Below are 26,575 nucleotides of genomic sequence, written 5' to 3'. Positions count from 1 at the left end.
AATGCAGTAAACGAAGGAAGGGATAAGACAGCCTTTGCTGCCTTACCCCTTTCTTCATTAAAATTTAATTTTAATCATTCTTTTTCTCCATTGCAGCTTTCATCGCTAAAGCCAATGGACTCTCTACTTCTTCTTGCTGCTTATTTATTTTTTGCATTAATTTATTTGTTTCATGTTTACTAGGTTTTTTACTAGTTTTACCTTCTATTTTTTCAGAAATATTGCAATATTTACACTTGAAATAATTCCCGCTTTTCCCCTCATGGATTTCCATTTTACGGTGACACTGTGCACATCGGTGATTAGAAATTTTTGGGTCTTTTCTCCGTTTATAAGAACACGTTGAGCTACTGCAAATAAGCAATTTCCCATCACGACCACTTCGCTCTTTCAATAATTCACCACAGTCAGGGCATATCTTATTTGTTAACGCATGATCTTTATACGTTTCTGTACTTTGTTTAATTTCTGCTACCAATTGGGCGGTTTCTTTTTTTATTTGTTTTAAGAAATCCTCTTTTTTTAACGTACCTTTTGCAATTTCTTCTAATGACTTCTCCCATTCGCTTGTGAGTTCTGGAGTCACTAGTGCCGGATTTACTAATGTTAGCAGTTGTTGCCCTTTAGGAGTTGTACTTAATTTATTTTGGTTCCGTTCCATTAAATCACTCTTAATGAGTTTTTCAATGATTTCAGCACGGGTAGCAGGTGTTCCTAATCCATTTTTTTCCATATTCTGAAGGAGTGCACCTTCAGATAAGCGAGCTGGTGCTTCTGTTAATTGTTTTTTTATTGTATAAGTTGGATGCATTATTTGCTCATTTAATGTATACACACTTTCCGATTGTTTTTGGATATCCTTTTTCCATCCTTTTTCGAGAACTTCTTCTTGCTGCAGTTCGAATAAGATATTAGCTGCCGAAAAAACAATGGTCGTCTTAGAAACTTTGTACGCCGGTAAGAATAATCCTATAAATCGTTCAACAACCATGCGATAGATTTTTAACTCGTCGGCTTCCATTTTTTCAGGACGCGGACGTTCTTCGGTTGGGATAATACCATGATGGTCCGTTACTTTTGCAGTATTAAAAACACCTTTTTGAGTTACTTTGGTTCCATTTTTCAAAATTCCCTTAACTTCCTGAGGAGCAAAATTTTGAATAGCCGTTACTCTTTCTTTCATCGTGCTGATCATATCTTGGGTTAAATATTTTGAATCTGTTCTTGGGTAAGAGAGCACTTTATGGCGTTCATATAACGTTTGCATCAAACTAAGTGTTTTCTTTGCTGAAAATTGATAGCGCTGGTTTGCTTCACGTTGAAGTTCAGTCAAATCATAAGGCAATGGAGCTTGTTGAACTGTTTGCTTTTCTTTTATATCTACAACTACAACTGGGTTATTTTTCAATGAAGCTACTAGAGCTTCTGCTTTTTCTCGTTCACTAAATTTACGGGGTGCACCCTCTTGCACTACTGCCTTTTTTCCATCAACTATTAATTGAACAGTGTAAAAAGTTTCTGGAACGAAAGACTGTATTTTAGCTTCTTGCTTACGTACCATGGCTAACGTAGGTGTTTGGACCCGTCCAGCAGATAAACTATCTTGGTATTTCACAGTCAATGCCCTAGTAACATTTAAACCAATCAACCAGTCTGCTTCTGAGCGTGCAACAGCAGAATCATACAATGTATCATATTTTTTGCTAGGCTGTAATTGATCAAAGCCATCTTTGATTGCTTTATCGGTTTGCGAAGATATCCAAAGTCTTTTTACTGGTTTATTAAAGTGAACATACTCTAATATCCATCGTGCAACTAGTTCCCCTTCACGCCCGGCATCGGTAGCAATAACGGCTGATCCAATATCTTTTCGATCAGCCAGCTGCTTGATCGCTTTTAATTGACCTCTTGTATTTTTTAATGGTGTGATCAACATTTTTTCTGGGACAAGCGGCAGGGTGTTTAGATCCCAAGTTGCCCATTCTTTTTTATACTCTTCAGGCATTTTCAACCCTAATAAATGGCCTAATGCCCACGTTACGATAACGTCTTTTCCTTCAATATGCGTTTTACTTTTTTGTGTTGCTCCGAGTACTCGTGCAATTTCTTTTCCTACACTTGGTTTTTCGGCGATAATCAATGTCTTCATGATCGTTCCTTTCTTAAAACCGCTTATCATTTCTCTTTTTCCTATGAAACGCTGTACAGTCATTGTAAATTATCTCTATACTCAATGCAACAATCCCAAAGTGAATGCTATTCTTTTATGTTCAGAACAAAGAATGTTTGACCAACTTCAAGGTAATCGTTAAAATAGACTAAATAAGCAAACTATTTTTTGGAAAAGGATGGGATATTAATGACCTCATTTTTTCGAACAATCAAACAGTTTCTTTTTCCAATAAGCAAATCATACGATTCTTCAAATAATCAGATAACCAATGGAGGGATTTCTATGAAAAAAGTTTCTATTCGTGTAGTAGGATCGGTACAAGGTGTTGGCTTTCGTTTCTCAACTAAACTAGTGGCCGATCAGATAGGTGTCTATGGTATTGTTCGAAATGAGCCTGATGGAAGTGTCTATATAGAAGCCAATGGGGACCCGGAAAAAATCGACCTCTTTATAGAAAAAATAAGAAACTCACCTTCACCAAGCGGCTATGTTGATTCTATAATAGTAGAAGAACTCCCTTCCTTGAAGATTAGAGACAAGTTCACAATAAGCAATTGAAAACCGTACAAGAATCCTGTATAGTAAGTGATGTTACTTAATTTAAAAAAAATGAAGGATAGTGAACAATGAAAAAATTTAAAAAATTACTTTTATCGGGAACGCTTTTAAGTGTCATGATTTTTTTGTCAGGTTGTATGGGTCATGACTCTGATGGTAACCCTAGTGGTACAATTTATGAGTTATTAGTAGTTCCAACGCAACGAGTGATCATTCAATTGGCTGATTTATTTGGAGGTAGTTATGGCCTGTCTATTATAGCTATTACATTAGCTGTGCGTTTAATTATCTTACCTTTAAACTTAAGTCAATCTAAAAAATCAATCATTCAACAAGAAAAAATGGCTTTAATCAAACCAGAAATGGATGAAGTCCAGAAGAAACAAAAAGCTGCTGTTACTGCTGAAGAAAAGGCGGCTGCACAACAAGAACTTATGAGCTTATATAAAGATAACAACATGAGTATGTTAGGTGGTATTGGTTGTTTACCATTATTGATCCAAATGCCTATCTTTACTGCTATGTTCCAAGCTATTAGTTTGTCTAAAGAAATCGGAAGCAGCACTTTCTTAGGTTTTAGTTTAGGAAATCAAAATATCGCTCTTGCTATTGCAGCCGGTGCAGTTTATTTTGTTCAATCTTATGTTTCTATGATTGGCCTTCCGGATGAACAAAAGAAACAAATGCGTACAATGATGTATGTTAGTCCGATAATGATTTTGATGGTTTCATTTACCTCTCCTGCTGGATTAGGATTGTATTGGTTCGTCGGAGGAATTTTCGCGGTATTCCAAACGCTTATTACCAATTTCATCTTTAAACCAAAAATAAGAGCTCAGTTAGAAGCAGAAGCTAAAAAGCGTCCCGCTAAACCAAAACGGACGATTAAACAAGCTGAGCCTGTTGAACAACAAACTAAAGTTTTAAGTCAGCCTTCCAACAATAAAAATATTAATAGAAGAAACGCTGGCAAACAACAAAAGAAACGTTGAAATAAAAAATACCTGCTCAAATGAGCAGGTATTTTTTTGTTGTTATGATTCTTCTCGGTAGATAGGTAATGATATTCTAAAGATTGTTCCATGATTTAAAACACTTTCAACTGTTATATTTCCGTTATACCCATTTAATAATTCTTTTGCAATGGCTAATCCGAGGCCGTTTCCGCCTTTATACCGGCTGCGAGCCTTATCGATACGATAAAAACGATTGAAAATTTTTTCTGTATCTTCTTGAGTCATTCCTTCACCAAAATCTTGAATAGCAATTTGAACTTCTCTATCATCAGTTGAAACTGAAATATGAACTTCCTTACGCTCATTAGAATATTTTACAGCATTGTCTAATAAAATAACTAAAATCTGTTCAAGATGATTTCGGTAAATAGCAACATAAATATCATCGTAAATATCATCATCTAAATTAAATATAAAATCAGGATGGATCATACTAAAATTATTATATGTTTGCTGAATAACTGCTTTTATAGCTGTTTTTTCATTTTTATAATGAATTTCTACTTGTTCAGCTCTAGATAAATCAAGCATTTCCTGGACCAGACTTTTCATTCGTGTGATTTCTTGTAATGAAGCAGAAAGTGATTCATCTAGTATTGCAGGATCTTTTTTTCCCCATCGATCTAATAACTTCAAATGCCCTTCCATAACGGCGACTGGTGTCCTTAACTCATGAGAAACATCTTCTACAAATTGTTTTTGCTGCTCAATATACTTCTGCATCTTATCTAACATATCATTAAACACCATTGAAAGATGATCCAATTCATCATTTCCTTCTGTAACTTCAATCCTAGAAGTCGATTGCGTATCCTGACGAAGATCATTCATTGTATTAGTAATGGTTTTTATTGGCTTTAAGAAATTAGATGCCAACAAGTAACCTATAATACCGCTAGAAATAAGCGCAGCAAAATTCATCGCTACTAGACTGATGATCGTGACATCAATCATATTATGATACTCAGTCATACCATCAATCACTTGCACATAACCAATAATTTGGTTTGTTTCATCAGAAATAACAGGCATGACCCCGTAATAGCCTTCTTCACCATTTACTTCTATCCTTTTGATAACTGGTTCTGAGCTTCCTTTAAAAGAAAAATCACCCAATTTAGACTCAAAAAGTAGTCTTGATGTTGGAGTATAGACTTTTACGATTACATCTTCCTCATTCATTTTTGCATATAACGTATCTTGGTAATTTCCAGCATCTTCAAAAGTTGTATTTCGCTGATCGTATTCTTCCGTTGATCTCATCGTATCTGGAGAGTACGAAGGATTAAAAGCAGAATAAACAGTTGCTTTTGATAAAGCAGTTGAGTCACTATCCGTTAGTTTATTCTCATCAACTAGACGTTTGGAAGCACCAAATAAAACTTCTCTAAAATTTTCTTCTTCTTGCGTAAACATAATCTGCCTAAAACCTACAAAAATCACAATAGAAAAAACTGAAATTGTTAAGAAAATTGCAAGCGTAGCCCCAATAGTCCACTTCCATTTTAACGAAAATCGTTTTTTTTTCTTTCTATTCTTTTTTTTGTCATTAAACGGGAATTTCACGAACGCATCACGTAACCCGTACCACGAACAGTTTGAATATAGCTATCAACGTTAGGAACGTCTATTTTATTGCGCAAATAACGAATATAGACATCTACAACGTTCGTTTCAACTTCAGTTTCGTATCCCCATACTTTATTTAATAATACATCACGAGCTAAAACGACATTCACATTTTCCATTAATTCCAATAATAATTCATATTCACGTTTTGTTAATTCGATAACTTCTTCTCCACGGCGCACAACGCGATTTTCTTTTTCAACCTTTAGATCTCTGTACGTAACGGTTGTTTGTTTTGTAATGTTTTGCTCACTCTCAATTTCAATACGACGGAACAAGGCACGTAATCGTGCTAATAATTCTTCAATAGCAAATGGTTTAACAATATAGTCATCTGCACCATGATCTAATCCAGAAACTCGATCGATGACAGAATCTCTAGCCGTCATCATGATGATAGGCACCTTGCTTACTTGTCTAATACGACGACAAACATCTATTCCATTTAATTCTGGTAACATTAAGTCTAATAATATAACATCCCAATGTGCATCTTCTGCAACTGCTGCTTCTAATCCACTGCGTCCATTGTAACGGACCTCTGTCGCGTAACCTTCATGTTTTAATTCAAGTTCTACAAATCGAGCTAAATTCTTTTCATCTTCAATAATTAAAATTTTATTCATGCTATTGCACACCTGCTCCTCTAAAATCACTTTTTTTCTATTTTGCTCTTGTTACGATACCACGATAAATAGTTTTTCACAATCAATTTTTAATGTGTCCGTTATCATTTTACCATAAATTAAAAATAAATGAGAGCATTGAAACTTAGATTTAAGGGATACTTAAGCCTTTAAACAGTTTTCTCTTATATTCCGCTATTTTAGACCACAAAAAGAGACTAAATTCAAGTTTTAGTCTCTTTTTGTTATTACATTTATTTAGATTTTTTGATAGATTCAATAATTACAGTTGTTCTTCTCCTTCATTACCATACCAATCAAAATGGAATGTTCCTGCTTTATCCGTTCTTTCGTAAGTATGTGCACCGAAATAATCCCGTTGAGCTTGGATGATATTTGCTGGCAGATCAGCCGTACGATAAGAATCATAATAAGAAATTGCTGAAGAGAATGTTGGGATAGGGACGCCTGATTTAACCGCAATACCAATAACGTCACGAACAGAATCCTGGTAATTTTTAGCGATATCCATGAAGTAACTATCCAGCATTAAGTTTTTAAGCTCTGGTTTATGATCATAAGCATCAGTGATTTTTTGTAAGAATCGAGCACGAATAATACAACCAGCACGGAATATCTTAGCTATTTCACCGTATTGTAAATTCCAGTCATACTCTTCACTAGCTGTACGCATTTGCGCAAATCCTTGAGCATAGCTCATAACTTTACTGAAGTATAAGGCTTGTCTAATTTTTTCGATTAGTTCAGCTTTGTCTTCTTCAACTATATAACTAGCAGGCTTTGGTAAAACTTTGCTTGCTTCAACTCGTTCTTCTTTTAGTGCTGAGATATAACGCGCGAAAACTGACTCTGTAATCAGTGGAAGTGGAACACCTAAATCTAATGCACTTTGCGATGTCCATTTACCTGTGCCTTTATTTCCAGCACGATCCAAAATGATATCGACCATTGGTTTACCCGTTTCAGGATCTTTTTTAGTTAAAGCAGTCGCTGTAAGTTCGATCAAGAAACTATCTAATTCGCCTTTATTCCATTCAGTGAATACTTCAGCTATTTCTTCAACAGATAAGCCAGCAACGTTGCGTAATAGGTGATACGATTCAGCAATTAATTGCATATCTCCATATTCGATACCATTGTGTACCATTTTAACATAATGTCCCGCACCATTTGGTCCGATGTAGGCTACGCAAGCTTCGCCATCTTCGGCTACAGCAGCAATCTCTTCAAGGATAGGAGCAACTAAATCATAGGCTTCTTTTTGTCCGCCAGGCATAATTGCTGGTCCTTTTAAGGCTCCCTCTTCTCCACCGGAAACGCCTGTTCCAATAAAGTTAACTCCTGATTCAGCGAGTTCTTTACTACGGCGAATCGTATCTTTAAAGAACGTATTTCCTCCGTCAATCAATATATCACCTTTATCAAGATGCGGCAGTAAAGATTGAATCGTTGCATCTGTTCCCTTACCAGCTTGCACCATTAATAAAATACGTCTTGGTTTTTCAATAGATGCTACAAATTCTTCGACTGTACGAGTCAATACTAATTTTTTGCCTGGATTCTCTGCAACAACTGCTTCTGTTTTAGAAGTTGTTCGATTGTAAACCGATACAGAATATCCTCTGCTTTCAATATTTAAAGCTAAATTTTTCCCCATAACGGCCATTCCAACTACACCAATTTGTTGCTTACTCATATTTATTTAAACTCCCTTCAATTAAAAACTATTTTTATTTTAATGGTATTTCTCTGTTCTCCACTATCGTAGCAAAAAAAAGAGGAAATTAAAAGTTGTTTCATTTAAACTAACGACTTTAAAAAATAATTTTATAGCCCTTTTGGCTAAACTGGGTCAATTTCTCTATAATTAACACAGGTTTCACCTATTTTATAACTAATTGGTGTAAAATAGGTGATAAAGTAGACTTTATCGCTTAATTGTAATTTTTATCAATCCCATTTTAAGGAGCGTTTGCGATGATCCAGTCCTATTACACAACAAACCAAGGCAAAATTGTTCAAGATACCGAATTTACCCATGGAGAGTGGATACACCTTTCCGATCCAACAGCTGATGAAATTCATCAAGTAATTAGTCAGTTTAACTTTCCAAAAGATTACCTCGATGGTGTGTTAGATCCAGACGAAGTTTCCCGGTATGAAAATTTAGAAATGGGAGAAAATAAAAGTTCATCATTAGTTATGTTTCTTTACCCAATAAAAATCACTAGCAACCCAAATGATAACGAATATATTACGAGACCACTGGCTGTTATTTCAACAGCTAATACGATCATTACAGCTTCTGTTGATACACCTATTTTCATTTCAAATATGATTGAGAACAAATTGAACTACTCAATTGATAGTACAAATCAAGAACAGTTTTTGCTAGACATTGCTTGGCACATTTCTTCTGATTACATCTCTTATCTAAAAGAAATCAATTCTAAAGTTGAAATACTAGAAAAAAACTTAACCACCACTACAAAGAACCGCCAACTATTTTCTCTAATGGCTTTACAAAAAAGCTTAGTCTATTTTAGCACGGCTATTGGAAGCAATCATCCTATTTTCAAAAAGCTGAAGTCAATTGAGCGTTTCAATAAAAATAAAAGTAATCTTTCTTTTTTGCATGATGTCGTGATTGAAAATCAGCAAGCAGAAGCTATGATACGGCAGTCTAATAAAATGTTAGAGCAAATTAGTGCTATTTTTTCTTCTGTTATTTCAAATAACTTGAATAATATTATGAAAGTTTTGACTTCAATTACTATTGTATTAACGATTCCAACTATTATTGGAGCACTTTGGGGAATGAATGTCTCTTTACCGCTAGAAGACACATCCGGTGCTTTTTGGATCATTTGTTTGATTAGCCTCATTATCTGTGCTATAACGGTCTGGATGTTAAGAAAAAAAGATTATTTTTAATAGCCTATTGATTCTGCCAGCTTCTTTGTTGTAAACTATAAGAAATAGGTACATGAAAGTGAGGGATCACCTCGTGGCAACAAAAAACAAGAAAAAAGCATCTAAAACGCAGCGCTTCACGAAGGCGTTTGTTTGGATAATGCTTGTTGCAATGTTAGGTTCAGGATTTTTTTCTGTTCTCTATACACTAGTTACAATGAATTAAAGTCAACCCTAGGAAATGATTTCGCTAAATCGTTTCCTAGGGTTTTTATTTTGAAATTTGGAGGGACAATAAATAATGGATTTGAATAGACGTTCAACTAGTTTTCAAACAGCTACCTTTAGTATGGGGTGCTTTTGGGGGCCAGATAGTCAATTTGGCCATCTGCCTGGTGTGATTCGTACGCGTGTTGGTTATGCCGGAGGGACTGCGCTTGATCCTACCTACCATTTGATGGGAGACCATACTGAAACTTTAGAAATCGATTTTGATCCTGAGGTTATTCCTTACTCAACTATTGTAACTTTATTTTGGGACAGCCATGATGCTGCTAAAGATCGTACTTATAAAGGACGCCAGTATCTTTCTCTTTTATTCTATCATGATGCCGAGCAACAAAAAATAGCTCACCAAGTTAAACAAGACTGGGAAAATAAACATCACAAAAAAATACAAACAGAAATCCAGCCCTATACTCATTTTTATCAAGCCGAAGACCGCCACCAAAAGTATTTTCTGAAACGTTACCCTAAAGCCCATTCCTCTATTACCTATCTTTTCCCAACTTATTCTGACTATATTGATTCTACTATCGCTGCACGTCTAAATAGTTTTGTTAGAGAATTTGGACTTCTAGCAGATATCAAGAAAGAACTGGAATTTTGGGGTCTAAATGAAAATGAAAAATATATCTTAGAAGAATTACTTGATACTATCCGTTGGTAAAATTAATTGTAACTAGTTTTAAATAAAAATGATCTTGCAATACATCAGACCTTAAAGTCCGATTGATTGCAAGATCATTTGTTTTAACTAATTTTTTTTTGCTTTTGTCTTTCTATTTTAGCTAATACCGTTAATTCTTTCGCATGTTCTAATGTTAGTTTTGTAATTTCGGTTCCCGCTAACATACGAGCAATTTCCTCAACCTTTTCTGTAGTTTCCAAAGCATTTACATGCGTTTTTGTTCGGTCATTTTCAACGCTTTTTGAAATATATAAATGATTATCTGCCATCGCCGCTACTTGAGGTAAATGAGTAATACACAGAACTTGAGAATGAACAGCTACCATATAAATTTTATTTGCAATAGCTTGTGCAACTCGTCCGCTCACACCTGTATCTACCTCATCAAATATAATACTTGTGATCCCCTGAGATTTAGAGAATATTGTCTTCATCGCTAACATCATACGAGACAATTCTCCTCCAGAAGCTACCTTAGCTAAAGGTTTTAACGGCTCACCCATATTTGTAGCAATATAAAACTCAACCGCATCAAAGCCTGATTCATGTGCTTCTTCACTCAAAAATTCTTTAATTGGTTTAAAGAATTGGACTTCAAAAACTACTTTTTCCATATATAGTTCTTGTAATTGTTCATGAATAGACCGTTCAATGTCTTTAGCTACTGTTCTACGTTTTAAAGAAAGTTGACAGCCTTTTTTTATCAATTTTTTTGATAAATCAGCTAATTCTTTTGTCATATTCGTTAAATGATTTTCACGATTCATGGTTTGATCTAGTTCAGCTGAAATTTTTTCATAATAAATCTTTATTTCTGCAATAGAATCACCGTATTTTCGCTTTAATTGTTTGATGATTTCCAATCTTTTCTCAATCTCATTTAACCGGTTCTCATCATAAGCCATCTGATCTATTTCCCTCAAAATATCACTAGCCGCTTCTTGGAGCTGGAAGTAACTATTTGAAATAGCTTCTGATAAATTTTTATATTTTTCATCTATCTCTTCCAGAGAGCTCATATCAGTCATTGCATTCCCAACTAAGTCAATACCATTGACCTCATCCCCTTGCAGCACATCATAGCTCAAAGATAAGGCTGACATGATTTTTTGATAATTAGATAGGATGTTTTTTTCTTCTAGCAATTCTTCTTCTTCTCCATCAAGAAGTTCTGCCATTTCAATTTCGCTTGTTTGATACTGCAGCATATCTAAACGTTGTGCTAATTCTTGTTCGCCATTTTGCCATTTTTCATAGGCTTTTTCGACTTTTTTATATTGCGTGTAGGTTTCTTGAAAATCCTTTTTTAATCCGACTAATTCTTTATCGCCAAAATGATCTAACATACTTAGATGGCGTTCAGGATTCATCAATTCTTGATGTTCATTTTGACCATGGATATCAATAATGGATTCTCCAATTAAACGCAACGTTGCTATAGTAACTAATCGGCCGTTAATGCGACAAATATTTTTTCCACTGCGATGAATGTCACGTTGAATGATAACGATACCTTCATCACTATCAATATCATAAGTTTTTAACAATTCATAAGTAAGCGAATTTCCTTCCAACGAAAACAAAGCTTCTAATACACACTTAGCAGCACCATGTCGGATAAACTCACTAGATCCTCTTCCACCCGCAAGTAATCCAACAGCATCGATAATAATTGATTTACCTGCTCCTGTTTCTCCAGTCAATACGGTCATGCCACGGTTAAAACTAAGATTCAAATTCTTTATGATAGCAAAATCTTTGATTGTTAATTCTTGAAGCACTGTTTAACACCTCCAATACTTCTCTCTTGGACACTTAAATTAATTGTATAAAATGATTTTTTAACTGTACCGCTTCTTCAGGTGAACGACAAATAATAAATACTGTATCATCTCCCGAAATGGCTCCAAAGACACTTTCAAAATTTGAAGAGTCAATCAAGCTTCCTAGAGCGAAAGCGTTTCCAGGAATGGTTCGAATGAGTAGAAAACAATCTTGTGTATCCACTGAAACAAAAGCATCTTTAAATAAACGCTCCAATTTTATTGATGTATCATATTGGATATCAGGCGGCAAACTATATTGGTATCCTCCTGTTTGTGAGGGAACTTTTACTAATTGCAGTTCCTTGATATCCCGTGAAATAGTTGCTTGTGTGACTTCTATGCCTCTTTCTTCTAACATACGCACAAACTCTTCCTGCTTTTCAATAACATTTTCTCTAATCAACTCTTGTAATAAATGGTGACGTTCTCTTTTCTTCATCTTTCCACCTCATTCTCATAACTGTATTATTCATTTAATACTCCTATCATAGCGTACTTATTTCAGATAGAAAAGAAAAAAATAAATGCTGGATTATATAATGAAGTTAGCCACTAAGGCTAAAATATAAAAACGCCATGTGAATTTCATGTTATATTGAAGTTACCACTAACTCTCAATAGACAGGATGAATTCACATGACGCACTCTAACGATAACACACCAGCACGTAAGGGGAAACACTTATCTTATTCAGAACGATCTCAAATTGCTATTTTGAAACAGGAAGATTATTCGAATCGTCCTATTGCTATTGTCCTGAATCGAGTACCTCAAACAATCAATAATGAGATAAAGCGTGGAACAATTACTCAACTTAAACGTCAAAAGCAAAAGAGTAAGATTTATGATTATTTTATTAGAATTTATGATGCTGGTACCGGTCAGGCTGTTTATGACAAGCATCGTTTAAACTGTGGCCGTCGACCAAAATGGGCGGATACAGATGCCTTTATAGAGTGGGCCGATGATAAAATGTTGACTGATAAATGGTCACCTGATGTAGTGGTTGGCTTTGCTTTAAAGCATGAGCTGTTTGATCCCACAATTATCCCTTGTACCACGACACTTTATTACTGGATAGATAGAGAGATTATGAGAACGAAAAACCTCGACCTTCTAGAAAAGCTGTCTCGGAAACCGAAGGTATTATCTCTGAAGAAGCGTCCAAATAAGCGTATACTTGGACAATCAATTGACAACCGTCCAAAAGAAATTGATAATCGTAAAACCTTTGGTCACTGGGAAATCGATACTGTGATTGGCAACAAAATAAAGACAGATGCCGTATTACTCACTTTGGTTGAACGCCAAACACGCCTTGAAGTTATTATGAAAATAAATGGTAAAGATCAAGAATCTGTAAATCAAGCGATTCGTACTCTTCAAGCACGATCCAGAGAGGACTTTCCAACTTTTTTCAAAACGATTACCTCAGATAATGGTTCTGAATTCGCGGGACTAGATGAGGCTTTGAAAGACACTTTAGATGTTTATTTCAGCCACCCTTATGCTTCTTTTGAACGAGGAACGAGTGAGAATCAACATAAATTTATTCGTCGATTCATTCCTAAAGGGAAGCCTATCAGCCAATTCACTGAGACACAATGCCTGCGAATTCAACAATGGATGAATGATTATCCCAGAAAAATATTAGATTATAGGACCCCACATGACTGCTTTGTGAACGCACTTCGCCTAGAACGACAAACAGCTTAAAAGCCTTTTTCGGCATAACTTGAAAGCTGGGAAGATGACCGTAGACAGTTCGTCGATAAACTTGTGATATCTCAGTGTAGCACCAAGCCTTACAAAATGAATTAAGCTCTTTAATTTTCACATGAAATAATTCTTTAACAAGTGGCTAACTTAAACTTGAAATTTACAAAAAGAAAAAAATAAAAGATCCTAGAATAAAAACACGAGTGTACTAATTCAATTAGCACACTCGTATTTTTATTTATTTTTGTTTTTTTAGTGTGGCATATGCTTCTGTTAAAACTGACTCTATATCTACGGTCTTAGCTAATTCACCGTGCATTTTATCATTCCATTGTAGATGAGCTAAAAATTCGATATTTCCTTCTCCACCAGTGATAGGTGAAAATGTCAAATTTAGTACATCATACCCAATACTTACCGCAAATGACAGCATATCTGTTAGAACTTGTTCATGGACCTTTTTATCACTGACAATTCCTTTTTCACCCACATCTTCACGACGAGCTTCAAATTGAGGCTTTATCAAAGCCAAAACATCTCCACCGGAAGCAATAATATTTTTTAAAACCGGAAGAATAAGGCGTAAAGAAATGAAGGAAACATCGATCGATGATAAGTTTGGTCTGCCTTTTGAAAAATCTTCTGGCTTACAGTACCTGAAATTCGTTTGTTCCATAACAACGACCCTTGGATCTTGACGAAGTTTCCACGCTAACTGATTAGTTCCGACATCCAAAGCATAGCTCATTTTAGCTCCGTGTTGCAAAGCAGCATCTGTAAATCCTCCAGTAGAAGATCCAATATCTAGCATGATTTTATCTGCAATAGTCACATCAAAAAATTCCATAGCCTTTTCTAATTTAAATCCCCCGCGACTCACGTAACGAGAATGCTTTCCCTTTAATTGGAGTTGCGTATCGGATGCAATTTTTTCTCCAGCAGTATCGATCCGTTCTTCTTTAGCTGTGTATACTTGACCAGCCATGATCATACTTTTCGCTTTTTCTATAGACTCTACAAGGCCTTGTTCGACTAAGAGGATATCTACTCGCTCTTTTTTCATGTAACGGCTCCTATCTTTTTAATCGATCACCAATAGATCAATAATTTCTTCCAATAAATTAATTTTGATTGGTTTCGTTGAATCCTTGCTAATGTATTCAACGGCCATCAAATTTTCTTTTGCAGCTGCTAACTCTTGATCCAAAGCCTTTTTTGCTCCTACAAGTGTCAACAAACCAGGATAAGTGCTTTTATTATGGGCTTCATCCATTCCAATATTTTTACCTATTTCTTCTACATCGCCGATTACATCTAAAATATCATCACGAATTTGGTAAGCTAATCCGATATGTTCAGCATACTTTACCAATTGTTCTGCTACTTCTGGTATTGCATCAGAGATCACACAAGCTGCATAAATTGGGAATTTTAATAATTCACCAGTTTTATTTCTGTGAATAAGCTGAAGTTCTTCCAAGTTAAGGTTTTTGCCTTCTCCTTGAATATCCGCCATCTGCCCTAAGATCATACCTTCTGGACCTGCTGCTTTTGCTAATGCTAAAATTAATTTCAGTTTTTTTTCTAGTTGTATTTCAGATGCTGCAACGATTTCAAAGGCTTGTGTCAGCAAAGCATCTCCAGCTAAAATTGCTATATCTTCACCATATACAATATGACTTGTTGGTTTTCCCCTGCGTAGATCGTCATCATCCATGGCTGGCAAATCATCGTGGATCAAGGAATACGTATGGATAAATTCCAAAGCTGCACTAGCAGCATAGCCCTTTTTGACATTGCCGCCCAACGTTTGGATCGTTGCCAAAAGGAGTAAGGGTCTAATTCTTTTTCCACCTGCTGCTAAAGAATAAGACATAGCTTCATGCAGTTTTTCTTTCTTAGTTAAGTCTTTCCCTATATATGCCAGCATTTCTTTTTCAAATGACGGCATTACCTTTTCTTTAAACGAATTTAGATCCATGGTCGGCCCGCTTTCCTATTCCTTTTCACTATTCTCTTCAAACAATTTCTCTTTTCCATTCTCGTCTACTATTTTAGTCAATGTTTGTTCTGCATTTTGTAAGGTTTCTTTACAAAACTTACTTAGACTTACACCTTTTTGGAATTGATCTAACGCCTCTTCTAATGGAACATCGCCACGTTCTAAATTCGTCACGATTTCTTCTAACTGCTGCATAGCTTCTTCAAATTTCATTTTTTTAGCTGTACTCATTTAGATTCCTCTTCTTTCTTTATCACTTTTGCCTCAAAGTTTCCTTTGTGCAAATGAACGTGTATCTTATCTTCTAATTCAATTTGTTTGCTGTCTTTAATAACTTTTCCGTCCTTTGTCGCATAACTGTATCCTCGGTTCATGATTTTTAACGGGCTCAAATAATCTAGCGACTGTACAGCGTATTGAAATCGTTTAGTTTGATTTTCCATATACCATTCCATTTGCGTCGTCAACTGGCGGTTTATTACACTCAAATCACTAAATTTTTGCTTTACCAATTGCGTTGGATTTTGTGCATTTAGCTGCAGCATTTGTACATTTAACTCATTTTTTAATTGCTGGTTTTTCTCTTCCATTGCTCGAACGAGCCTTTCAGATGAAAGATCCAATTTTTGAGCATATCCCTCATACAATCTTTGCGGTTGACTGAATATATAAGAACTTAAATGACTGTTGAGTCGTTGATTTAAGACCTCTACTTTCCGAGCGTAACTTTGAACAAGGCGCAATTTCAACTGATCAATTTTAATCAACTCATCAGACAATAGAGGGACGGATAGTTCAGCCGCCGCTGTTGGAGTTGCTGCTCGAACATCTGCTACTAAATCTGCAATAGTCGTGTCTGTCTCATGTCCTACAGAAGAGATAATGGGTGTTTGAGCTTCAAATATCGCACGCGCAACTTTCTCCTCGTTAAAAGGCCATAGATCTTCAATCGAACCTCCACCACGCGCAATGATCATTGTATCGAAATAACCTTTTTCTTCTACCATACGGATACTTGATACGATTGCATCAGCAGCTTTATTTCCTTGGACAAGTGTAGGGTAAATAACCAATTGTACAATAGGAAATCGTCTTTTGATCGTGGTCATAATATCTCTTACAACAGCGCCGCTAGGACTCGTTATAACTGCAATTCTTTTAGGAAAAGTAGGAATCAATTGCTTTGGAGCATCAAATAATCCTTCATTTTTAAGTTTTTTCTTCATTTCTTCTAAGGCTTGATATAAAGCCCCAACTCCATCGGGTTCCATATGTTCAATCGTTATTTGGTAATTCCCACTTGCTTCATATAACGAAATACGCCCAATAACTAATACTTTCATTCCTTCTTCAGGAGTAAACTTAAGTTTTTGAAAAGCTGGTTTAAACATGATAGCAGAAATTTTTGCATGGTCATCTTTTAAGCTGAAATATTGATGTGCATTTGGTCTGTTTCTAAAGTTAGAAATTTCACCTGTCAAATAGATTCTTTCTAAATAAGGATCCCGTTCAAATTTTCGTTTAATGTATCTAGTCAATGCGGTGACCGTTAAGTAATCATCTGACAATTTATTCACTCCTTTAGCGGTATTGCAGTATTAAAGATGCTATCTTTTTTTTGAGCTAGCAGCAATTTTTTTAGCACTTTCAATCGTTTGATACAATAGCATTGTGATCGTCATTGGGCCTACTCCCTTAGGAACTGGCGTTAAGTAGCCTGCAACTTCAGCTACTTCATCACTTTTTACATCACCGATCAATTTTCCATTTTGGTCACGATTCATCCCTACATCAATAACTGCGGCACCTGGTTTTATAAATTCTTTTGTAACAAAGTTGCCTCTGCCTATCGCAACAACTAAAATATCAGCCGTACGAGCCAATTCGGCCAAATTTTTTGTTCTAGAGTGAGCCACAGTCACAGTTGCATTCTTCATCATTAACAGCTGTGCCATAGGCTTTCCAACAATATTGCTACGGCCTATGACTACTGCTGTTTTTCCTTCGATTTCTATTTCATAACGTTCCAATAGTTTCATAATACCATATGGTGTACAAGGTATTTTATCCGGTTGTCCTATAAGTAATTTTCCCATATTCACAGGATGGAACCCATCAACATCTTTTACAGAATCAATAGCATTTAATATTTTATCTGAATCGATCTGCTTTGGCAAAGGCAATTGGACTAATATCCCGTGAAAAGAAGGGTCTTCATTATATCGGATGACTTCATTCAATAATTTTTCTTCTGATATATCTGCTGGATAACGCTTTACGAGCGAGTGAAATCCTAAAGATTTTGCACGCTTTTCTTTATTTCTAACATACGTTTGACTTGCAGGATCTTCACCCACTAATAATACAACTAAACCAGGGATGATTCCTTCTTCCTTAAGTTTATTGACATTATTCTGCATCTCGATCGTCATTTCATCGGCTAATAGCTTACCGCTCATAATTATTGCACTCATAAGAATCCCACCCTTTTCGTCTCAACTGAAGTAAAAATAATTTCATCATAACTATCTTATCATAAGAATTCGAACAGTTATACCCTCAAATCTCCATTGCGAAAGTTTCTAAAAATAACCTTTATGCATCCAGAAAGTTCAAGTAAAGGATTCACCTAATCTGCTAACACGAAAAATGGTAGTCCCTTTTTCGTAAAAAAATAGGCGTGGATGAATTTCTTGGCTGTATAATTTTTGGTGTGGATGAAGAAATTCATTCGCACCTATTTTTTTATAAAAAAATAGAAACAAATGAATTTTCCAGTTAGAATAAAGTCACGACAACCCACTAGAAAGGAAAATTCATATGTCTCATAATAATTGTATCCGAACTGCACTTGATTTAAAAGATAAAAATATCTTTTTTGATGAAAAATTTTGCGAGGAGAAACGAATCAAAGGGTTCAGATCAAAAGTTTTCTATGCCACTTTAACGTACAAACCCACTCACTGTGAGTGTTGTGGGATGAAGAACCACGCCTACTCTATTGTAAAGAATGGGTATTTAACCTCTAGGGTTAAATGGGTCAGTTCGACTCATTATGCAACGTCTATTCGATTAAAGAAGCAGCGGTTTCTTTGTAGAGCATGCGGTGTTACCTTTGTTGCACGTTCTCCTGAAATTGAAGAAGGTTGCTTCATCGCTAAACGGGTCAAACAGTCTATCGCGGTTGAATTAGCCGACACTATTTCTATAAAAGACCTGTCTAAACGGCATTTTGTTTCTCCTACCACTGTAGACAGAGTCTTGAAACAACTCAATCAGTCTGTTAAAAATACCTTCAAATCCTTGCCGCAACACCTCTCTTTCGATGAATTTCAATCCGTTAAAAACGTCGAAGGAAAAATGAGCTTTATTTATTCGAATGCAGACACACATGAACCAATCGATATCTTGCCAACTCGGCTGCTACTAGCTTTACGCCGTCACTTTCTTCGCTATCCCTATAAGACGAGGATGAACGTAAAAACGATTGTCGTAGACATGAACGCGGCCTACTTTACATTAGTTAAAGATCTCTTTCCTAATGCTAAAGTGATCATTGACCGTTTCCATATCGTTCAGTTGATATCACGCTCGTTGAATCAAACCAGAGTTCAAACAATGAAACAATTCCATACCTCTAATTCAGAAGATTTAAAGAATTACAGAAAATTTAAAAGGTACTGGCAACTCCTGTTAAAGGATTCAGACGACTTAAATTTTAAGGATTACCGCTATCAACGACTCTTTAAAAAACCTTTACCGAATACAGAAATCATCGACTACCTACTTACGCTCGACGAGACTCTTAAAGCGACGTATGATTTGTATCAAAATCTTCTTTATTATTCTAAAAAAAATGACTATAAAGGGTTTAAAAACCTTGTACTTAAGGCTTCTCCTAAAGAGTTATCTCCTTTTATGCAGACTGCCCTTAAAACCCTGCGTAAACACTTGCCTAGGATAAAACATACTTTTATGTATCCCTATTCTAACGGTGCTTTAGAAGGGTCAATCAATAAAATAAAAGTCATCAAACGGGTTGCTTATGGTTATCGGAATTTTCAGAACTTTAGATGTCGTATTTTGATTAGTTTTAAAGCAAAAAAAAGCAGCGCGAGAAGATTCTCTCACGCTGCTTAAACAAGACGTTATTTCCAACTAAATTTAGCTCATCCACACCATTTGACGTAGAGCCAATTTCTTCATCCACACCAAAAAGTGTATAGCCTAAAAACAAAGATTATTCAGCTTCATCTTCATTGTTTTCATTTACTATATTTGCTAAAACACCGTTAACAAATTTTCTTGATTTTTCATCACTGTACTTTTTAGTAATTTCCAGTGCTTCATTTAGTGCTACTCTATCTGGTACATCTGAAACGTACATCATCTCAAAAATTGCTACTCGAATAATAATTAAATCCGTTTTAGCAAGGCGATCTAACGACCAGTTTTCTAGATGACTTTTTATTTTTTCATCTATTTCATCTTGTTTTTCCATTACACCTGATACAAGCATATCTAAATAACTTGGTACAAGAACTGTTTCAACTTCATCAACTAATTCATTTTCACTCGTTAAAGCTTGTTGCATCGCTTCTTCTTTTGACAATTCATCATTAACGGAAAGTTGAAAAAGCGATTGTAATGCTTTTTCTCTAATATCGCGTCGTGTTAAGCTCACTATTCTTCACCATCTTCTTCTTTATCAAGATCTAATAATTCTTGTAATTCTGTTTTTTCCGGTACAATTCCTACGATGTGAACATTTACTTCAGCTAATTCTATGTCTGTCATTTGAAGTAATTGTTCTCTTACTTTTTCTTGAATTTCTAAAGCAACTTTTGGTACTGATACTCCATAAACAAAGTAACAGTAAATATCTACTTTTAAGCCTTCTTCACTAGATGTTAGATGGACCCCTTTTTTATGGTCTACTCGTCCGAATAACTCAGAAACACCAGAAGATATTTTCCCTCGCATTGCATAGACTCCATCTACTTTATTTGCAGCAATACCTGAGATTACTTCAATTACTTGAGGAGCTACTTCTATTTCACCCAGAGTACCTTTAGTATCATGTATTGCAACTGTCGCTTCTTCAGCCATAAGGCAAACCTCCTATATTCACTAATTTCTTTTTACCATTGCGATTGAATGACTATGCACGTGATACGTAAGAACCGTCTTGAGTATTAACAATCAATACATCATCCACATTCACAAAGAAAGGAACGTTTACGGATGTTCCCGTTTCTAAGATTGCTGGTTTTGTTCCACCTGAGGAAGTATCTCCGCGAATACCAGGTTCTGTTTCAGCAACACGCAGTTGAACTGTATTTGGCAATTCGACACCTAATACTTCTGTATCGTACATCAAAACATGAACTTCCATGTTTTCTTTCAAATATTTTAATTCTTCGACGATTGCATCCCTTGATAATTCGATTTGCTCATATGTTTCACTATCCATAAATACATAAGCGCCGGCACTTTCATATAAATATTGCATTTTTTTATTATCGATTTGAGCTTTTTTCACTTTTTCGCCTGCACGGAAAGTTTTTTCTTGTACAGCACCAGAACGCAAATTTTTAAGTTTTGAACGCACGAAAGCAGCACCTTTACCAGGTTTTACATGTTGAAATTCTATAACACGCCATATTGAACCGTCTACTTCGATTGTTAAACCTGTTTTAAAAACGTTTACTGAAATCATTTAATTTCCTCCTATGAGTCCGTTCCTATTTTCTATATAAGTGTATCATTTTTTCAGTGTTCTGCCTAATAAATTGTAAATAAATACTGTTACAAAATGATTAATTCTTTTGGAGAATGAGTAATGACCTCATTTCCATTTTTAGTGATCACCAAATCATCTTCAATTCTGACCCCACCAAATCCTGGAAGGTAGATTCCTGGCTCATTAGTAATCACATTTCCAGGTACAAATACTTTTTCTGCTAACTTGGAAACATTTGGTCCTTCATGAATTTCTAACCCGATCCCATGACCAGTTGAATGCCCAAAAGCCTCTCCATAACCATAGCTTGCAATATGGTCTCGTGCAACAGCATCTAGCTGGACACCCGACATGCCTGGTTTAGCCGCATCAATAACTTTCAGCTGTGCCTCAAGTGTAATAGCATAGATTTCTTTTAATTTTTCGTTTGGTGTACCCACTGCAAATGTTCTCGTCATATCAGAAACATACCCTTCATAATAACAGCCGAAGTCAATTGTAACGAAATCTCCTGTTTCGATTTTCTTATGGCTGGCTACTCCGTGAGGCATTGCTGAACGGATCCCGCTAGCTACGATCGTTTCAAATGACACGCCTGTTGCTCCTAAGCCGCGCATATGAAAATCAAGCAAATTGGCAACTTCAATTTCTGACATACCAGGTTTTATTTCTCCTAAGATAAATTTAAATGCCGCATCAGAAATAGAACAGGCTTTCTTGATCGTTTCAATTTCCGTTTCATCTTTAACTTCTCTTAGTTCTTCAATTAATCCTTTTACTGGAATCAATTCACTCGGAATAATTTTTTCTAATAATTCAAAGGTACTGTATGTGACAAAATCTTCTTCAAAACCTAAAGTTTGAATTTTATTTTTATCTAGCAACTTTGCGACTTCATCGAAAATAGGTCCAACGTTTGTAATAATTTCGAATCCTACAGCTTGTGTTGCCACTTGTTCAGTATATCTAAAATCGGTCACAAAGTAAGCTTTATCTACTGTTATAACACATAGACCAGTTGTACCTGTGAAATTTGAAATATACCGTAAATTATAAGGACTTGTTACCAATAATGCCTCAATACCTTTTTCTTTCATACCTTCACGTAATTTAGCTAATTTAGTCACTATTCTTCACTCCTTATTTTTGTATGTATTTTAATCTTTTTTTAAGTAGCCGTTTCTATTCGATCATTATATCAAATCGAACCACAAAAAGAAATAACCTCACTTACGCTTACAATGAAGTTATTTCTCAATTTTTTAATTTTCTGTAATAGCTATTCTGTCTTCTTGTGCTTCCATATCATTCGAATTTCCAATAGGTTGTTGCTTTAGTTGGACTTCCATCTGTTTTGAAAAGACATTTTTAAGTGTTCCTTTTAAAGTAAATGAATCCATGCTTTTTTTTTGGATAGTCACTGTTCCATCAGAAAAAGTAACGATTCCATTTTCTATTTCTTGATTTAGTTCATACTGATTCTTGAGTTCCATTTTGGAAAGGATCAGCATACTTTCTACATTATAATAATGTTTTGTCATTCTTAATTGGTTCATTTGATTCTCAAAAATTTTATTTGTCCCTAAAAGTATGATACTCATCAATAAGACAAACACCATCACTGAAGGTAAAACAGCTCCCTTTTCATTCATTTTGAACACCTGCTAAATTATCCTCAATAGATAATTGTGCATGATAGGTCTCTTTGTTTAAAAAAGTTACTGTGATCTCTATAAATGAATTATTTTGAACAAAATTTATTGCTTTGACTTTCATTAGCATAGGATGATGTCCTCCAGACCCCGTTCGACGTCTTAGTACTTCAAAGTGTCTTTCATAATAAATCATTTCCTTAAACTGGCCTTTTTCGTCCAGTAATTTAAACTGTAATTCACTTGGTTTAGCACTAACAAAAACGAGTCCTTCTATATTGTATTCGAATTGGTTCAAAAACATATGCCATTCAAGTTGTCGCTCTTCAAAGGTTTGTTTACGTATCGCTTGGTATTGCATCGTTGCAAAGCTTAAAAGAGAAATGCATAAAACTAGAATAAATAAAGCTGCTAAGGCTTCTATTAAAGTAAACCCTTTTTGGTCAAGGGTTAACCTTTTGAAAAGACAGGATTTCAATGGAAATTTCTTCTTTCTCATGTTTTATACGTACTCCTTTTTGAGCAGTAGTTGTTATTTGTTCGATGGTAAAAACTTTCCCTCCCGTTCTCCAAGTGTTATCCGTTGTTTGAAGCTGCTCAATTTTCTGTACTTGTTCGTACTGGATGCGATACATTTCAACAGCTGTCTTTTCTGCATCAACTTTTTTTAGCATACTTACAATGAAAGGAATATAAATAGCCATACACAAACTTAAAATAGAAAATGCTACTAAACTTTCAATCAATAAATACCCTTTTTGATTCAGTTTCTTATTGCCAATTATACCTGCCACTTCCTAACTGAAAGGCCATGGTATGCCTTGTATTGTTAATAAAAAAAACTAAAGTATCAAAATTACGTAAATTCCCGCTGTAGCCATTAAAATAGTAGGTCTTACGATCAGGAGTGGTTATCGTTTCTGGTAAATGGATCAATTGGTTCAATTCATTCTGTTCATCATCAATAACTTTAAATTGGATCGTCTTGTATTGAGAGGACACAATCATTGTCGTTGTATTCCCAGATAAAATGGCATAATTTTGAATAGCTGTCATATGACTTTGTAATTCTTCAACAAACAACTGGTTTTCTAACGTATTTTTAGTGTGTTTTGTGTAAATAGTTGGAATAAGTAATAAACTAGCAGCAATTAACAAAACAAGGAGCATTTCAAAGAGCAGTATCCCTTTTTCATTTAATGATTCCATTAATTTTGACTCGAACTCACTATGCCGTTCGTAATAGTAATAGATTTAGCGCTTGCTTGCTTAACTTGTTTCGCTGATAGATATCCTTGTTGCTGTAATGCGTCTAAGGATACTGCCCCCTCTTCACCCTCTAATTCATAAAGCTCAACTTGCGTTTGAATAACGGTAACCAATGCTTCTGTCCCCTGAGCATCGATCGAATCTTTTTGTTTCACTACATTGGGTACAATCAACAGCATCAATACTGAAATAATGAATAACACCATTACCATTTCAATCAGTGTAAATCCTTTTTGATTCAATTGTTTTTTCATTTTCATAAGATTTCCTCCATCATTGTGAACGTTGGTAATAACAAAGCTAGATAAACACACATAATAAAAAAGGCAATAACTAAAAATATAACAGGTTGGATCCAACTAAATATTTTTTGAATCTGAACCGTCAATCGCAGTTGACAATCTTTTGCATAGACAGCCAGTTCTATTCCTAAACGGCCAGTTGCTTCACCATGCATAATAATGAATCCAAGTTCACTATTAAAAAAAGAAAAACTGTCCATTGATTCTTTAAAATTCCGGCCCATTCTTAGCTCTTTTTCTATCTTACCCGCAACCTCTTGCATGAGTTGCGTTGTTTCCTTCGATTGCATGAGTTCAATAATTTTATTCATTTGATGACCACTTTTTAATAATTGACTCCACTCATAACTAAATAAATTTGTATAATACAACCTTAATAACGTAGAAATAATAGGGATTTTCATGAAAAAAGCTGTGCGTTGAATAGCTGTCTGTTTTCCTAATTGATAGCGAATCGTTAAAATAATCAAGGAGACTATTACTGAACCGATACCTAAAATAGCTGGGAAGTAGTAGACAAATCCAATCGCAACGCTATTAACAATAGAACCCTTTGTAGCATTCATTTGCTCAAAATTAGGCAGTATCGTATAGCGGATCGCCATTAAAATACCAATCATAAATAGCAATAAAAATATGGGGTACTGCAATAATTTTGTCAGTTGGCTTTGTTGTTTCACTTTTTCTTCTAAGTAATTCCCGCTCGCCTCTAATGCTTCTGTTAGATTACCATGGATAAAAGATAAATAAATTTGAGAAGAAACTCGTTCAGAGAATCCTTGTTTTTTTATGCTGCGATCAAAACGCTCTCCATTTTCTAATTCTTCAAGAATGGCTTGGATCCAATGCGCTTCTCTTGGCACTATCATTTTTAAAAATAATAATGCTTCTTTTAAAGAAAATCCTTCTGTCATCAATGCAGAGAGTTTAATTAAAAATGAAGCTTGGATAGACAGTGATTTTTTTTTAGGGGATTTGGAACTGAATAAAACTTTTTTCACTGATGTAGCCATATGCATACACCTTTCTTAACAATAAGTTAAAAGACCTGGTTTGTTTCTCTTGAATTTGTTCTTCTGTTTGAGTCTGGTTAAGATACTGCTTAAGCTCTTCCCTTGATAAAACATCATATAATATTGCTCTTTTTTCATACAAATTTATATGGAGGCATGCCGGTTCACAGTCTCCTTTACAAAAAGGACAATATCTCGGAATCAACTTTTGAAAGACTACCCCGAGTAAAGTTTGCTTTAGCTGCTCTTGTGTCACCCCAAGTTCCAACAACCGTGAAATAACTCCAACAGTATTTTTTGCATGAACACTTGCAATGATCATGTGCCCGGTTAAAGCTCCCCTTATAACCATTTTCGCTGTTTCTTCATCTCTTATTTCACCAATAATAATGATATCGGGGTGATGACGCAGACTAGACTTTAAAAGCGTCTCATAAGTAATTCCAGCTTTTTCATTTACCTGTGTTTGTAAAAACAATGGTTCTTCAATTTCAACGGGATCTTCGACTGTTATAACTTGTTGTCTACTTGTTAGATAACTTTCACGAACAAGTTGATACATCGTTGTCGTCTTACCTGATCCAACGGGGCCTGAAAAAATGAGTAACCCACTATTAAATTGAGCCAACTGTTCAATCATTTGAACTTCTTTTTTGAAATAAGTTGTTTTCGACAAAGATAGATGCATCGATTGGTTTAAAATTCTTATAACCATAGATTCTTGAGCGCGAAAATTTGTAATAGTCGAAAACCTTAATGCAGTAGTATTTCCTTCAATTATCAATTGAGCAGCTCCACTTTGCGGTTTTCTTCTTTCACCTACATCCATATTCGCTAAATATTTAAAATAGGAAATAAATCGTTTACCTTCTTCTTCTGGTACAGTATTCCAGAAACTCATCTTTCCACCGATCCGAAAATAAAATCGGTATTGATTATCTTCAGGCAAAATATGAATATCACTTGTGCCTGTTTCTTGAGCTTTTAAAACAACATACTGTGTAAACTCTTCAATCTCCATTATCCACCTCCCTTATCCGCATTTTTGTTATTGTTCTTAATTTAAATATGTGCAGTCAAGTTAGTATTGCGTTATTCTTTTTACTAATTTTTAACAAAAAAATCCCTACCTTTCTATTTGTG

General features: G+C 35.2%; 29 protein-coding genes. 7 read left to right on the top strand and 22 right to left on the bottom strand.

Annotation, left to right across the window (positions count from 1 at the left end; translation table 11 throughout):
* Nucleotides 1-70: 70 nt before the first annotated feature.
* Nucleotides 71-2,149 (bottom strand): DNA topoisomerase 3, encoded by a 2,079-nt coding sequence (locus BR50_RS08800; RefSeq protein WP_034549119.1) that lies wholly within the window; start codon nucleotides 2,147-2,149, stop codon nucleotides 71-73.
* 210 nt (nucleotides 2,150-2,359) lie between these two features.
* Between BR50_RS08800 and BR50_RS08795 the strand changes: the two genes are divergently transcribed.
* Both BR50_RS08795 and yidC read left to right on the top strand, forming a co-directional pair.
* Nucleotides 2,360-2,731: an acylphosphatase gene (locus BR50_RS08795; protein WP_143298352.1), complete on the top strand. Its 372-nt coding sequence runs from the start codon at nucleotides 2,360-2,362 to the stop codon at nucleotides 2,729-2,731.
* Between the two features lie 68 nt (nucleotides 2,732-2,799).
* Nucleotides 2,800-3,723 (top strand): membrane protein insertase YidC, encoded by a 924-nt coding sequence (gene yidC / locus BR50_RS08790; RefSeq protein ID WP_156097505.1) that lies wholly within the window; start codon nucleotides 2,800-2,802, stop codon nucleotides 3,721-3,723.
* Between the two features lie 42 nt (nucleotides 3,724-3,765).
* Here the strand turns inward: yidC and BR50_RS08785 are convergent, their stop codons facing one another.
* From BR50_RS08785 to gndA, 3 genes are all read right to left on the bottom strand, one after another.
* On the bottom strand, nucleotides 3,766-5,163 hold the full coding sequence (locus tag BR50_RS08785) for a sensor histidine kinase (RefSeq protein WP_081884519.1): 1,398 nt from the start codon (nucleotides 5,161-5,163) through the stop codon (nucleotides 3,766-3,768).
* Between the two features lie 146 nt (nucleotides 5,164-5,309).
* On the bottom strand, nucleotides 5,310-6,002 hold the full coding sequence (locus tag BR50_RS08780) for a response regulator transcription factor (protein WP_034547916.1): 693 nt from the start codon (nucleotides 6,000-6,002) through the stop codon (nucleotides 5,310-5,312).
* 283 nt (nucleotides 6,003-6,285) lie between these two features.
* A complete protein-coding gene (gene gndA, locus BR50_RS08775) occupies nucleotides 6,286-7,719 on the bottom strand; it encodes an NADP-dependent phosphogluconate dehydrogenase (RefSeq protein ID WP_034547914.1) in 1,434 nt (477 codons plus the stop codon).
* 281 nt (nucleotides 7,720-8,000) lie between these two features.
* On the opposite strand from gndA, the gene BR50_RS08770 reads away from it, so the two are divergent.
* The 3 genes from BR50_RS08770 to msrA all read left to right on the top strand — a co-directional run bounded on the left by BR50_RS08770 (nucleotide 8,001) and on the right by msrA (nucleotide 9,885).
* Nucleotides 8,001-8,957 carry a magnesium transporter CorA family protein gene (locus BR50_RS08770; protein ID WP_034547913.1) on the top strand — a complete coding sequence of 319 codons (957 nt, stop codon included), beginning with the start codon at nucleotides 8,001-8,003 and terminating at the stop codon, nucleotides 8,955-8,957.
* Between the two features lie 52 nt (nucleotides 8,958-9,009).
* Nucleotides 9,010-9,162 carry a DUF4044 domain-containing protein gene (locus BR50_RS13050; RefSeq protein ID WP_143298351.1) on the top strand — a complete coding sequence of 51 codons (153 nt, stop codon included), beginning with the start codon at nucleotides 9,010-9,012 and terminating at the stop codon, nucleotides 9,160-9,162.
* Between the two features lie 75 nt (nucleotides 9,163-9,237).
* On the top strand, nucleotides 9,238-9,885 hold the full coding sequence (gene msrA, locus BR50_RS08765; protein ID WP_034547911.1) for a peptide-methionine (S)-S-oxide reductase MsrA: 648 nt from the start codon (nucleotides 9,238-9,240) through the stop codon (nucleotides 9,883-9,885).
* A gap of 83 nt (nucleotides 9,886-9,968) precedes the next feature.
* Here the strand turns inward: msrA and recN are convergent, their stop codons facing one another.
* Nucleotides 9,969-11,687: a DNA repair protein RecN gene (gene recN / locus BR50_RS08760; RefSeq protein ID WP_034547909.1), complete on the bottom strand. Its 1,719-nt coding sequence runs from the start codon at nucleotides 11,685-11,687 to the stop codon at nucleotides 9,969-9,971.
* Between the two features lie 34 nt (nucleotides 11,688-11,721).
* Nucleotides 11,722-12,171 (bottom strand): arginine repressor, encoded by a 450-nt coding sequence (gene argR, locus BR50_RS08755; RefSeq protein ID WP_034547908.1) that lies wholly within the window; start codon nucleotides 12,169-12,171, stop codon nucleotides 11,722-11,724.
* A 197-nt stretch (nucleotides 12,172-12,368) separates the two neighbouring features.
* Here argR and BR50_RS08750 point away from each other — a divergent pair, with 197 nt between their 5' ends.
* Complete coding sequence (locus tag BR50_RS08750) at nucleotides 12,369-13,448, top strand: IS30 family transposase (protein ID WP_034545658.1); 1,080 nt, start codon at nucleotides 12,369-12,371, stop codon at nucleotides 13,446-13,448.
* A 241-nt stretch (nucleotides 13,449-13,689) separates the two neighbouring features.
* Here BR50_RS08750 and BR50_RS08745 read toward each other — a convergent pair whose 3' ends face one another.
* The 5 genes from BR50_RS08745 to BR50_RS08725 are packed head-to-tail and all read right to left on the bottom strand — an operon-like array spanning nucleotide 13,690 to nucleotide 17,927.
* Entirely contained in the window at nucleotides 13,690-14,514 is an 825-nt protein-coding gene (locus BR50_RS08745; protein ID WP_034547905.1) for a TlyA family RNA methyltransferase, read from the bottom strand.
* A gap of 18 nt (nucleotides 14,515-14,532) precedes the next feature.
* The gene (locus BR50_RS08740) at nucleotides 14,533-15,432 is read right to left on the bottom strand and encodes a polyprenyl synthetase family protein (protein WP_034547904.1); all 900 of its coding nucleotides are present in this window, start codon (nucleotides 15,430-15,432) and stop codon (nucleotides 14,533-14,535) included.
* A gap of 15 nt (nucleotides 15,433-15,447) precedes the next feature.
* A complete protein-coding gene (locus BR50_RS08735) occupies nucleotides 15,448-15,684 on the bottom strand; it encodes an exodeoxyribonuclease VII small subunit (protein WP_034547902.1) in 237 nt (78 codons plus the stop codon).
* Complete coding sequence (gene xseA, locus BR50_RS08730; RefSeq protein ID WP_425429668.1) at nucleotides 15,681-17,030, bottom strand: exodeoxyribonuclease VII large subunit; 1,350 nt, start codon at nucleotides 17,028-17,030, stop codon at nucleotides 15,681-15,683. Before xseA ends, BR50_RS08735 begins: the two co-directional genes overlap by 4 nt.
* A 30-nt stretch (nucleotides 17,031-17,060) precedes the next feature.
* Complete coding sequence (locus BR50_RS08725; RefSeq protein WP_034547898.1) at nucleotides 17,061-17,927, bottom strand: bifunctional methylenetetrahydrofolate dehydrogenase/methenyltetrahydrofolate cyclohydrolase; 867 nt, start codon at nucleotides 17,925-17,927, stop codon at nucleotides 17,061-17,063.
* A gap of 346 nt (nucleotides 17,928-18,273) precedes the next feature.
* On the opposite strand from BR50_RS08725, the gene BR50_RS08720 reads away from it, so the two are divergent.
* Complete coding sequence (locus BR50_RS08720; protein ID WP_034546213.1) at nucleotides 18,274-19,593, top strand: ISL3 family transposase; 1,320 nt, start codon at nucleotides 18,274-18,276, stop codon at nucleotides 19,591-19,593.
* A gap of 100 nt (nucleotides 19,594-19,693) precedes the next feature.
* On the opposite strand, the gene nusB is transcribed toward BR50_RS08720, so the two are convergent.
* The 11 genes from nusB to comGA all read right to left on the bottom strand — a co-directional run bounded on the left by nusB (nucleotide 19,694) and on the right by comGA (nucleotide 26,453).
* Complete coding sequence (gene nusB / locus BR50_RS08715; RefSeq protein WP_034547897.1) at nucleotides 19,694-20,137, bottom strand: transcription antitermination factor NusB; 444 nt, start codon at nucleotides 20,135-20,137, stop codon at nucleotides 19,694-19,696.
* Nucleotides 20,137-20,562: an Asp23/Gls24 family envelope stress response protein gene (locus BR50_RS08710; protein ID WP_034547895.1), complete on the bottom strand. Its 426-nt coding sequence runs from the start codon at nucleotides 20,560-20,562 to the stop codon at nucleotides 20,137-20,139. The genes nusB and BR50_RS08710 overlap by 1 nt, the downstream gene beginning before the upstream one ends.
* Before the next feature lie 52 nt (nucleotides 20,563-20,614).
* Nucleotides 20,615-21,172, bottom strand: a complete 558-nt coding sequence (efp, locus tag BR50_RS08705) for an elongation factor P (RefSeq protein WP_034547893.1) — start codon at nucleotides 21,170-21,172, stop codon at nucleotides 20,615-20,617.
* Between the two features lie 89 nt (nucleotides 21,173-21,261).
* Nucleotides 21,262-22,293 carry a M24 family metallopeptidase gene (locus BR50_RS08700; protein ID WP_425429674.1) on the bottom strand — a complete coding sequence of 344 codons (1,032 nt, stop codon included), beginning with the start codon at nucleotides 22,291-22,293 and terminating at the stop codon, nucleotides 21,262-21,264.
* Nucleotides 22,294-22,458: 165 nt separating this feature from the next.
* Entirely contained in the window at nucleotides 22,459-22,848 is a 390-nt protein-coding gene (locus BR50_RS08695) for a hypothetical protein (protein WP_034547888.1), read from the bottom strand.
* Nucleotides 22,841-23,326 carry a competence type IV pilus minor pilin ComGF gene (gene comGF / locus BR50_RS08690; protein WP_074200283.1) on the bottom strand — a complete coding sequence of 162 codons (486 nt, stop codon included), beginning with the start codon at nucleotides 23,324-23,326 and terminating at the stop codon, nucleotides 22,841-22,843. The genes BR50_RS08695 and comGF overlap by 8 nt, the downstream gene beginning before the upstream one ends.
* Entirely contained in the window at nucleotides 23,292-23,642 is a 351-nt protein-coding gene (locus BR50_RS08685) for a type II secretion system protein (protein WP_034547883.1), read from the bottom strand. Before BR50_RS08685 ends, comGF begins: the two co-directional genes overlap by 35 nt.
* Nucleotides 23,620-24,057: a competence type IV pilus minor pilin ComGD gene (gene comGD, locus BR50_RS08680; protein ID WP_034547880.1), complete on the bottom strand. Its 438-nt coding sequence runs from the start codon at nucleotides 24,055-24,057 to the stop codon at nucleotides 23,620-23,622. Before comGD ends, BR50_RS08685 begins: the two co-directional genes overlap by 23 nt.
* Nucleotides 24,057-24,377: a competence type IV pilus major pilin ComGC gene (gene comGC, locus BR50_RS08675; protein ID WP_034547878.1), complete on the bottom strand. Its 321-nt coding sequence runs from the start codon at nucleotides 24,375-24,377 to the stop codon at nucleotides 24,057-24,059. Before comGC ends, comGD begins: the two co-directional genes overlap by 1 nt.
* A complete protein-coding gene (gene comGB, locus BR50_RS08670; RefSeq protein WP_034547875.1) occupies nucleotides 24,374-25,432 on the bottom strand; it encodes a competence type IV pilus assembly protein ComGB in 1,059 nt (352 codons plus the stop codon). The genes comGC and comGB overlap by 4 nt, the downstream gene beginning before the upstream one ends.
* Nucleotides 25,386-26,453, bottom strand: coding sequence for a competence type IV pilus ATPase ComGA (gene comGA, locus BR50_RS08665; RefSeq protein ID WP_034547873.1), 1,068 nt, complete (start codon nucleotides 26,451-26,453; stop codon nucleotides 25,386-25,388). Before comGA ends, comGB begins: the two co-directional genes overlap by 47 nt.
* Nucleotides 26,454-26,575: the final 122 nt, after the last annotated feature.

It is taken from the genome of Carnobacterium alterfunditum DSM 5972 (assembly GCF_000744115.1).
GTDB classification, from domain to species: Bacteria; Bacillota; Bacilli; order Lactobacillales; family Carnobacteriaceae; genus Carnobacterium_B; species Carnobacterium_B alterfunditum.
The sequence above is the reverse complement of the archived record's forward strand: the minus strand, read 5'-3'. Positions and strand labels throughout refer to the sequence as shown.

Bases quoted from the DNA above. Each gene is read 5' to 3' on its own strand.
- BR50_RS08800 (WP_034549119.1), bottom strand. From the start codon at position 2,149: ATGAAGACATTGATTATCGCCGAAAAACCAAGTGTAGGAAAAGAAATT.
- BR50_RS08795 (WP_143298352.1), top strand. From the start codon at position 2,360: ATGACCTCATTTTTTCGAACAATCAAACAGTTTCTTTTTCCAATAAGC.
- yidC (WP_156097505.1), top strand. From the start codon at position 2,800: ATGAAAAAATTTAAAAAATTACTTTTATCGGGAACGCTTTTAAGTGTC.
- BR50_RS08785 (WP_081884519.1), bottom strand. From the start codon at position 5,163: ATGTTTACGCAAGAAGAAGAAAATTTTAGAGAAGTTTTATTTGGTGCT.
- BR50_RS08780 (WP_034547916.1), bottom strand. From the start codon at position 6,002: ATGAATAAAATTTTAATTATTGAAGATGAAAAGAATTTAGCTCGATTT.
- gndA (WP_034547914.1), bottom strand. From the start codon at position 7,719: ATGAGTAAGCAACAAATTGGTGTAGTTGGAATGGCCGTTATGGGGAAA.
- BR50_RS08770 (WP_034547913.1), top strand. From the start codon at position 8,001: ATGATCCAGTCCTATTACACAACAAACCAAGGCAAAATTGTTCAAGAT.
- BR50_RS13050 (WP_143298351.1), top strand. From the start codon at position 9,010: ATGAAAGTGAGGGATCACCTCGTGGCAACAAAAAACAAGAAAAAAGCA.
- msrA (WP_034547911.1), top strand. From the start codon at position 9,238: ATGGATTTGAATAGACGTTCAACTAGTTTTCAAACAGCTACCTTTAGT.
- argR (WP_034547908.1), bottom strand. From the start codon at position 12,171: ATGAAGAAAAGAGAACGTCACCATTTATTACAAGAGTTGATTAGAGAA.
- BR50_RS08750 (WP_034545658.1), top strand. From the start codon at position 12,369: ATGACGCACTCTAACGATAACACACCAGCACGTAAGGGGAAACACTTA.
- BR50_RS08745 (WP_034547905.1), bottom strand. From the start codon at position 14,514: ATGAAAAAAGAGCGAGTAGATATCCTCTTAGTCGAACAAGGCCTTGTA.
- BR50_RS08740 (WP_034547904.1), bottom strand. From the start codon at position 15,432: ATGGATCTAAATTCGTTTAAAGAAAAGGTAATGCCGTCATTTGAAAAA.
- BR50_RS08735 (WP_034547902.1), bottom strand. From the start codon at position 15,684: ATGAGTACAGCTAAAAAAATGAAATTTGAAGAAGCTATGCAGCAGTTA.
- BR50_RS08725 (WP_034547898.1), bottom strand. From the start codon at position 17,927: ATGAGTGCAATAATTATGAGCGGTAAGCTATTAGCCGATGAAATGACG.
- BR50_RS08720 (WP_034546213.1), top strand. From the start codon at position 18,274: ATGTCTCATAATAATTGTATCCGAACTGCACTTGATTTAAAAGATAAA.
- BR50_RS08710 (WP_034547895.1), bottom strand. From the start codon at position 20,562: ATGGCTGAAGAAGCGACAGTTGCAATACATGATACTAAAGGTACTCTG.
- efp (WP_034547893.1), bottom strand. From the start codon at position 21,172: ATGATTTCAGTAAACGTTTTTAAAACAGGTTTAACAATCGAAGTAGAC.
- BR50_RS08700 (WP_425429674.1), bottom strand. From the start codon at position 22,293: ATGAAAGAAAAAGGTATTGAGGCATTATTGGTAACAAGTCCTTATAAT.
- BR50_RS08695 (WP_034547888.1), bottom strand. From the start codon at position 22,848: ATGAATGAAAAGGGAGCTGTTTTACCTTCAGTGATGGTGTTTGTCTTA.
- comGD (WP_034547880.1), bottom strand. From the start codon at position 24,057: ATGGAATCATTAAATGAAAAAGGGATACTGCTCTTTGAAATGCTCCTT.
- comGC (WP_034547878.1), bottom strand. From the start codon at position 24,377: ATGAAAATGAAAAAACAATTGAATCAAAAAGGATTTACACTGATTGAA.
- comGB (WP_034547875.1), bottom strand. From the start codon at position 25,432: ATGGCTACATCAGTGAAAAAAGTTTTATTCAGTTCCAAATCCCCTAAA.
- comGA (WP_034547873.1), bottom strand. From the start codon at position 26,453: ATGGAGATTGAAGAGTTTACACAGTATGTTGTTTTAAAAGCTCAAGAA.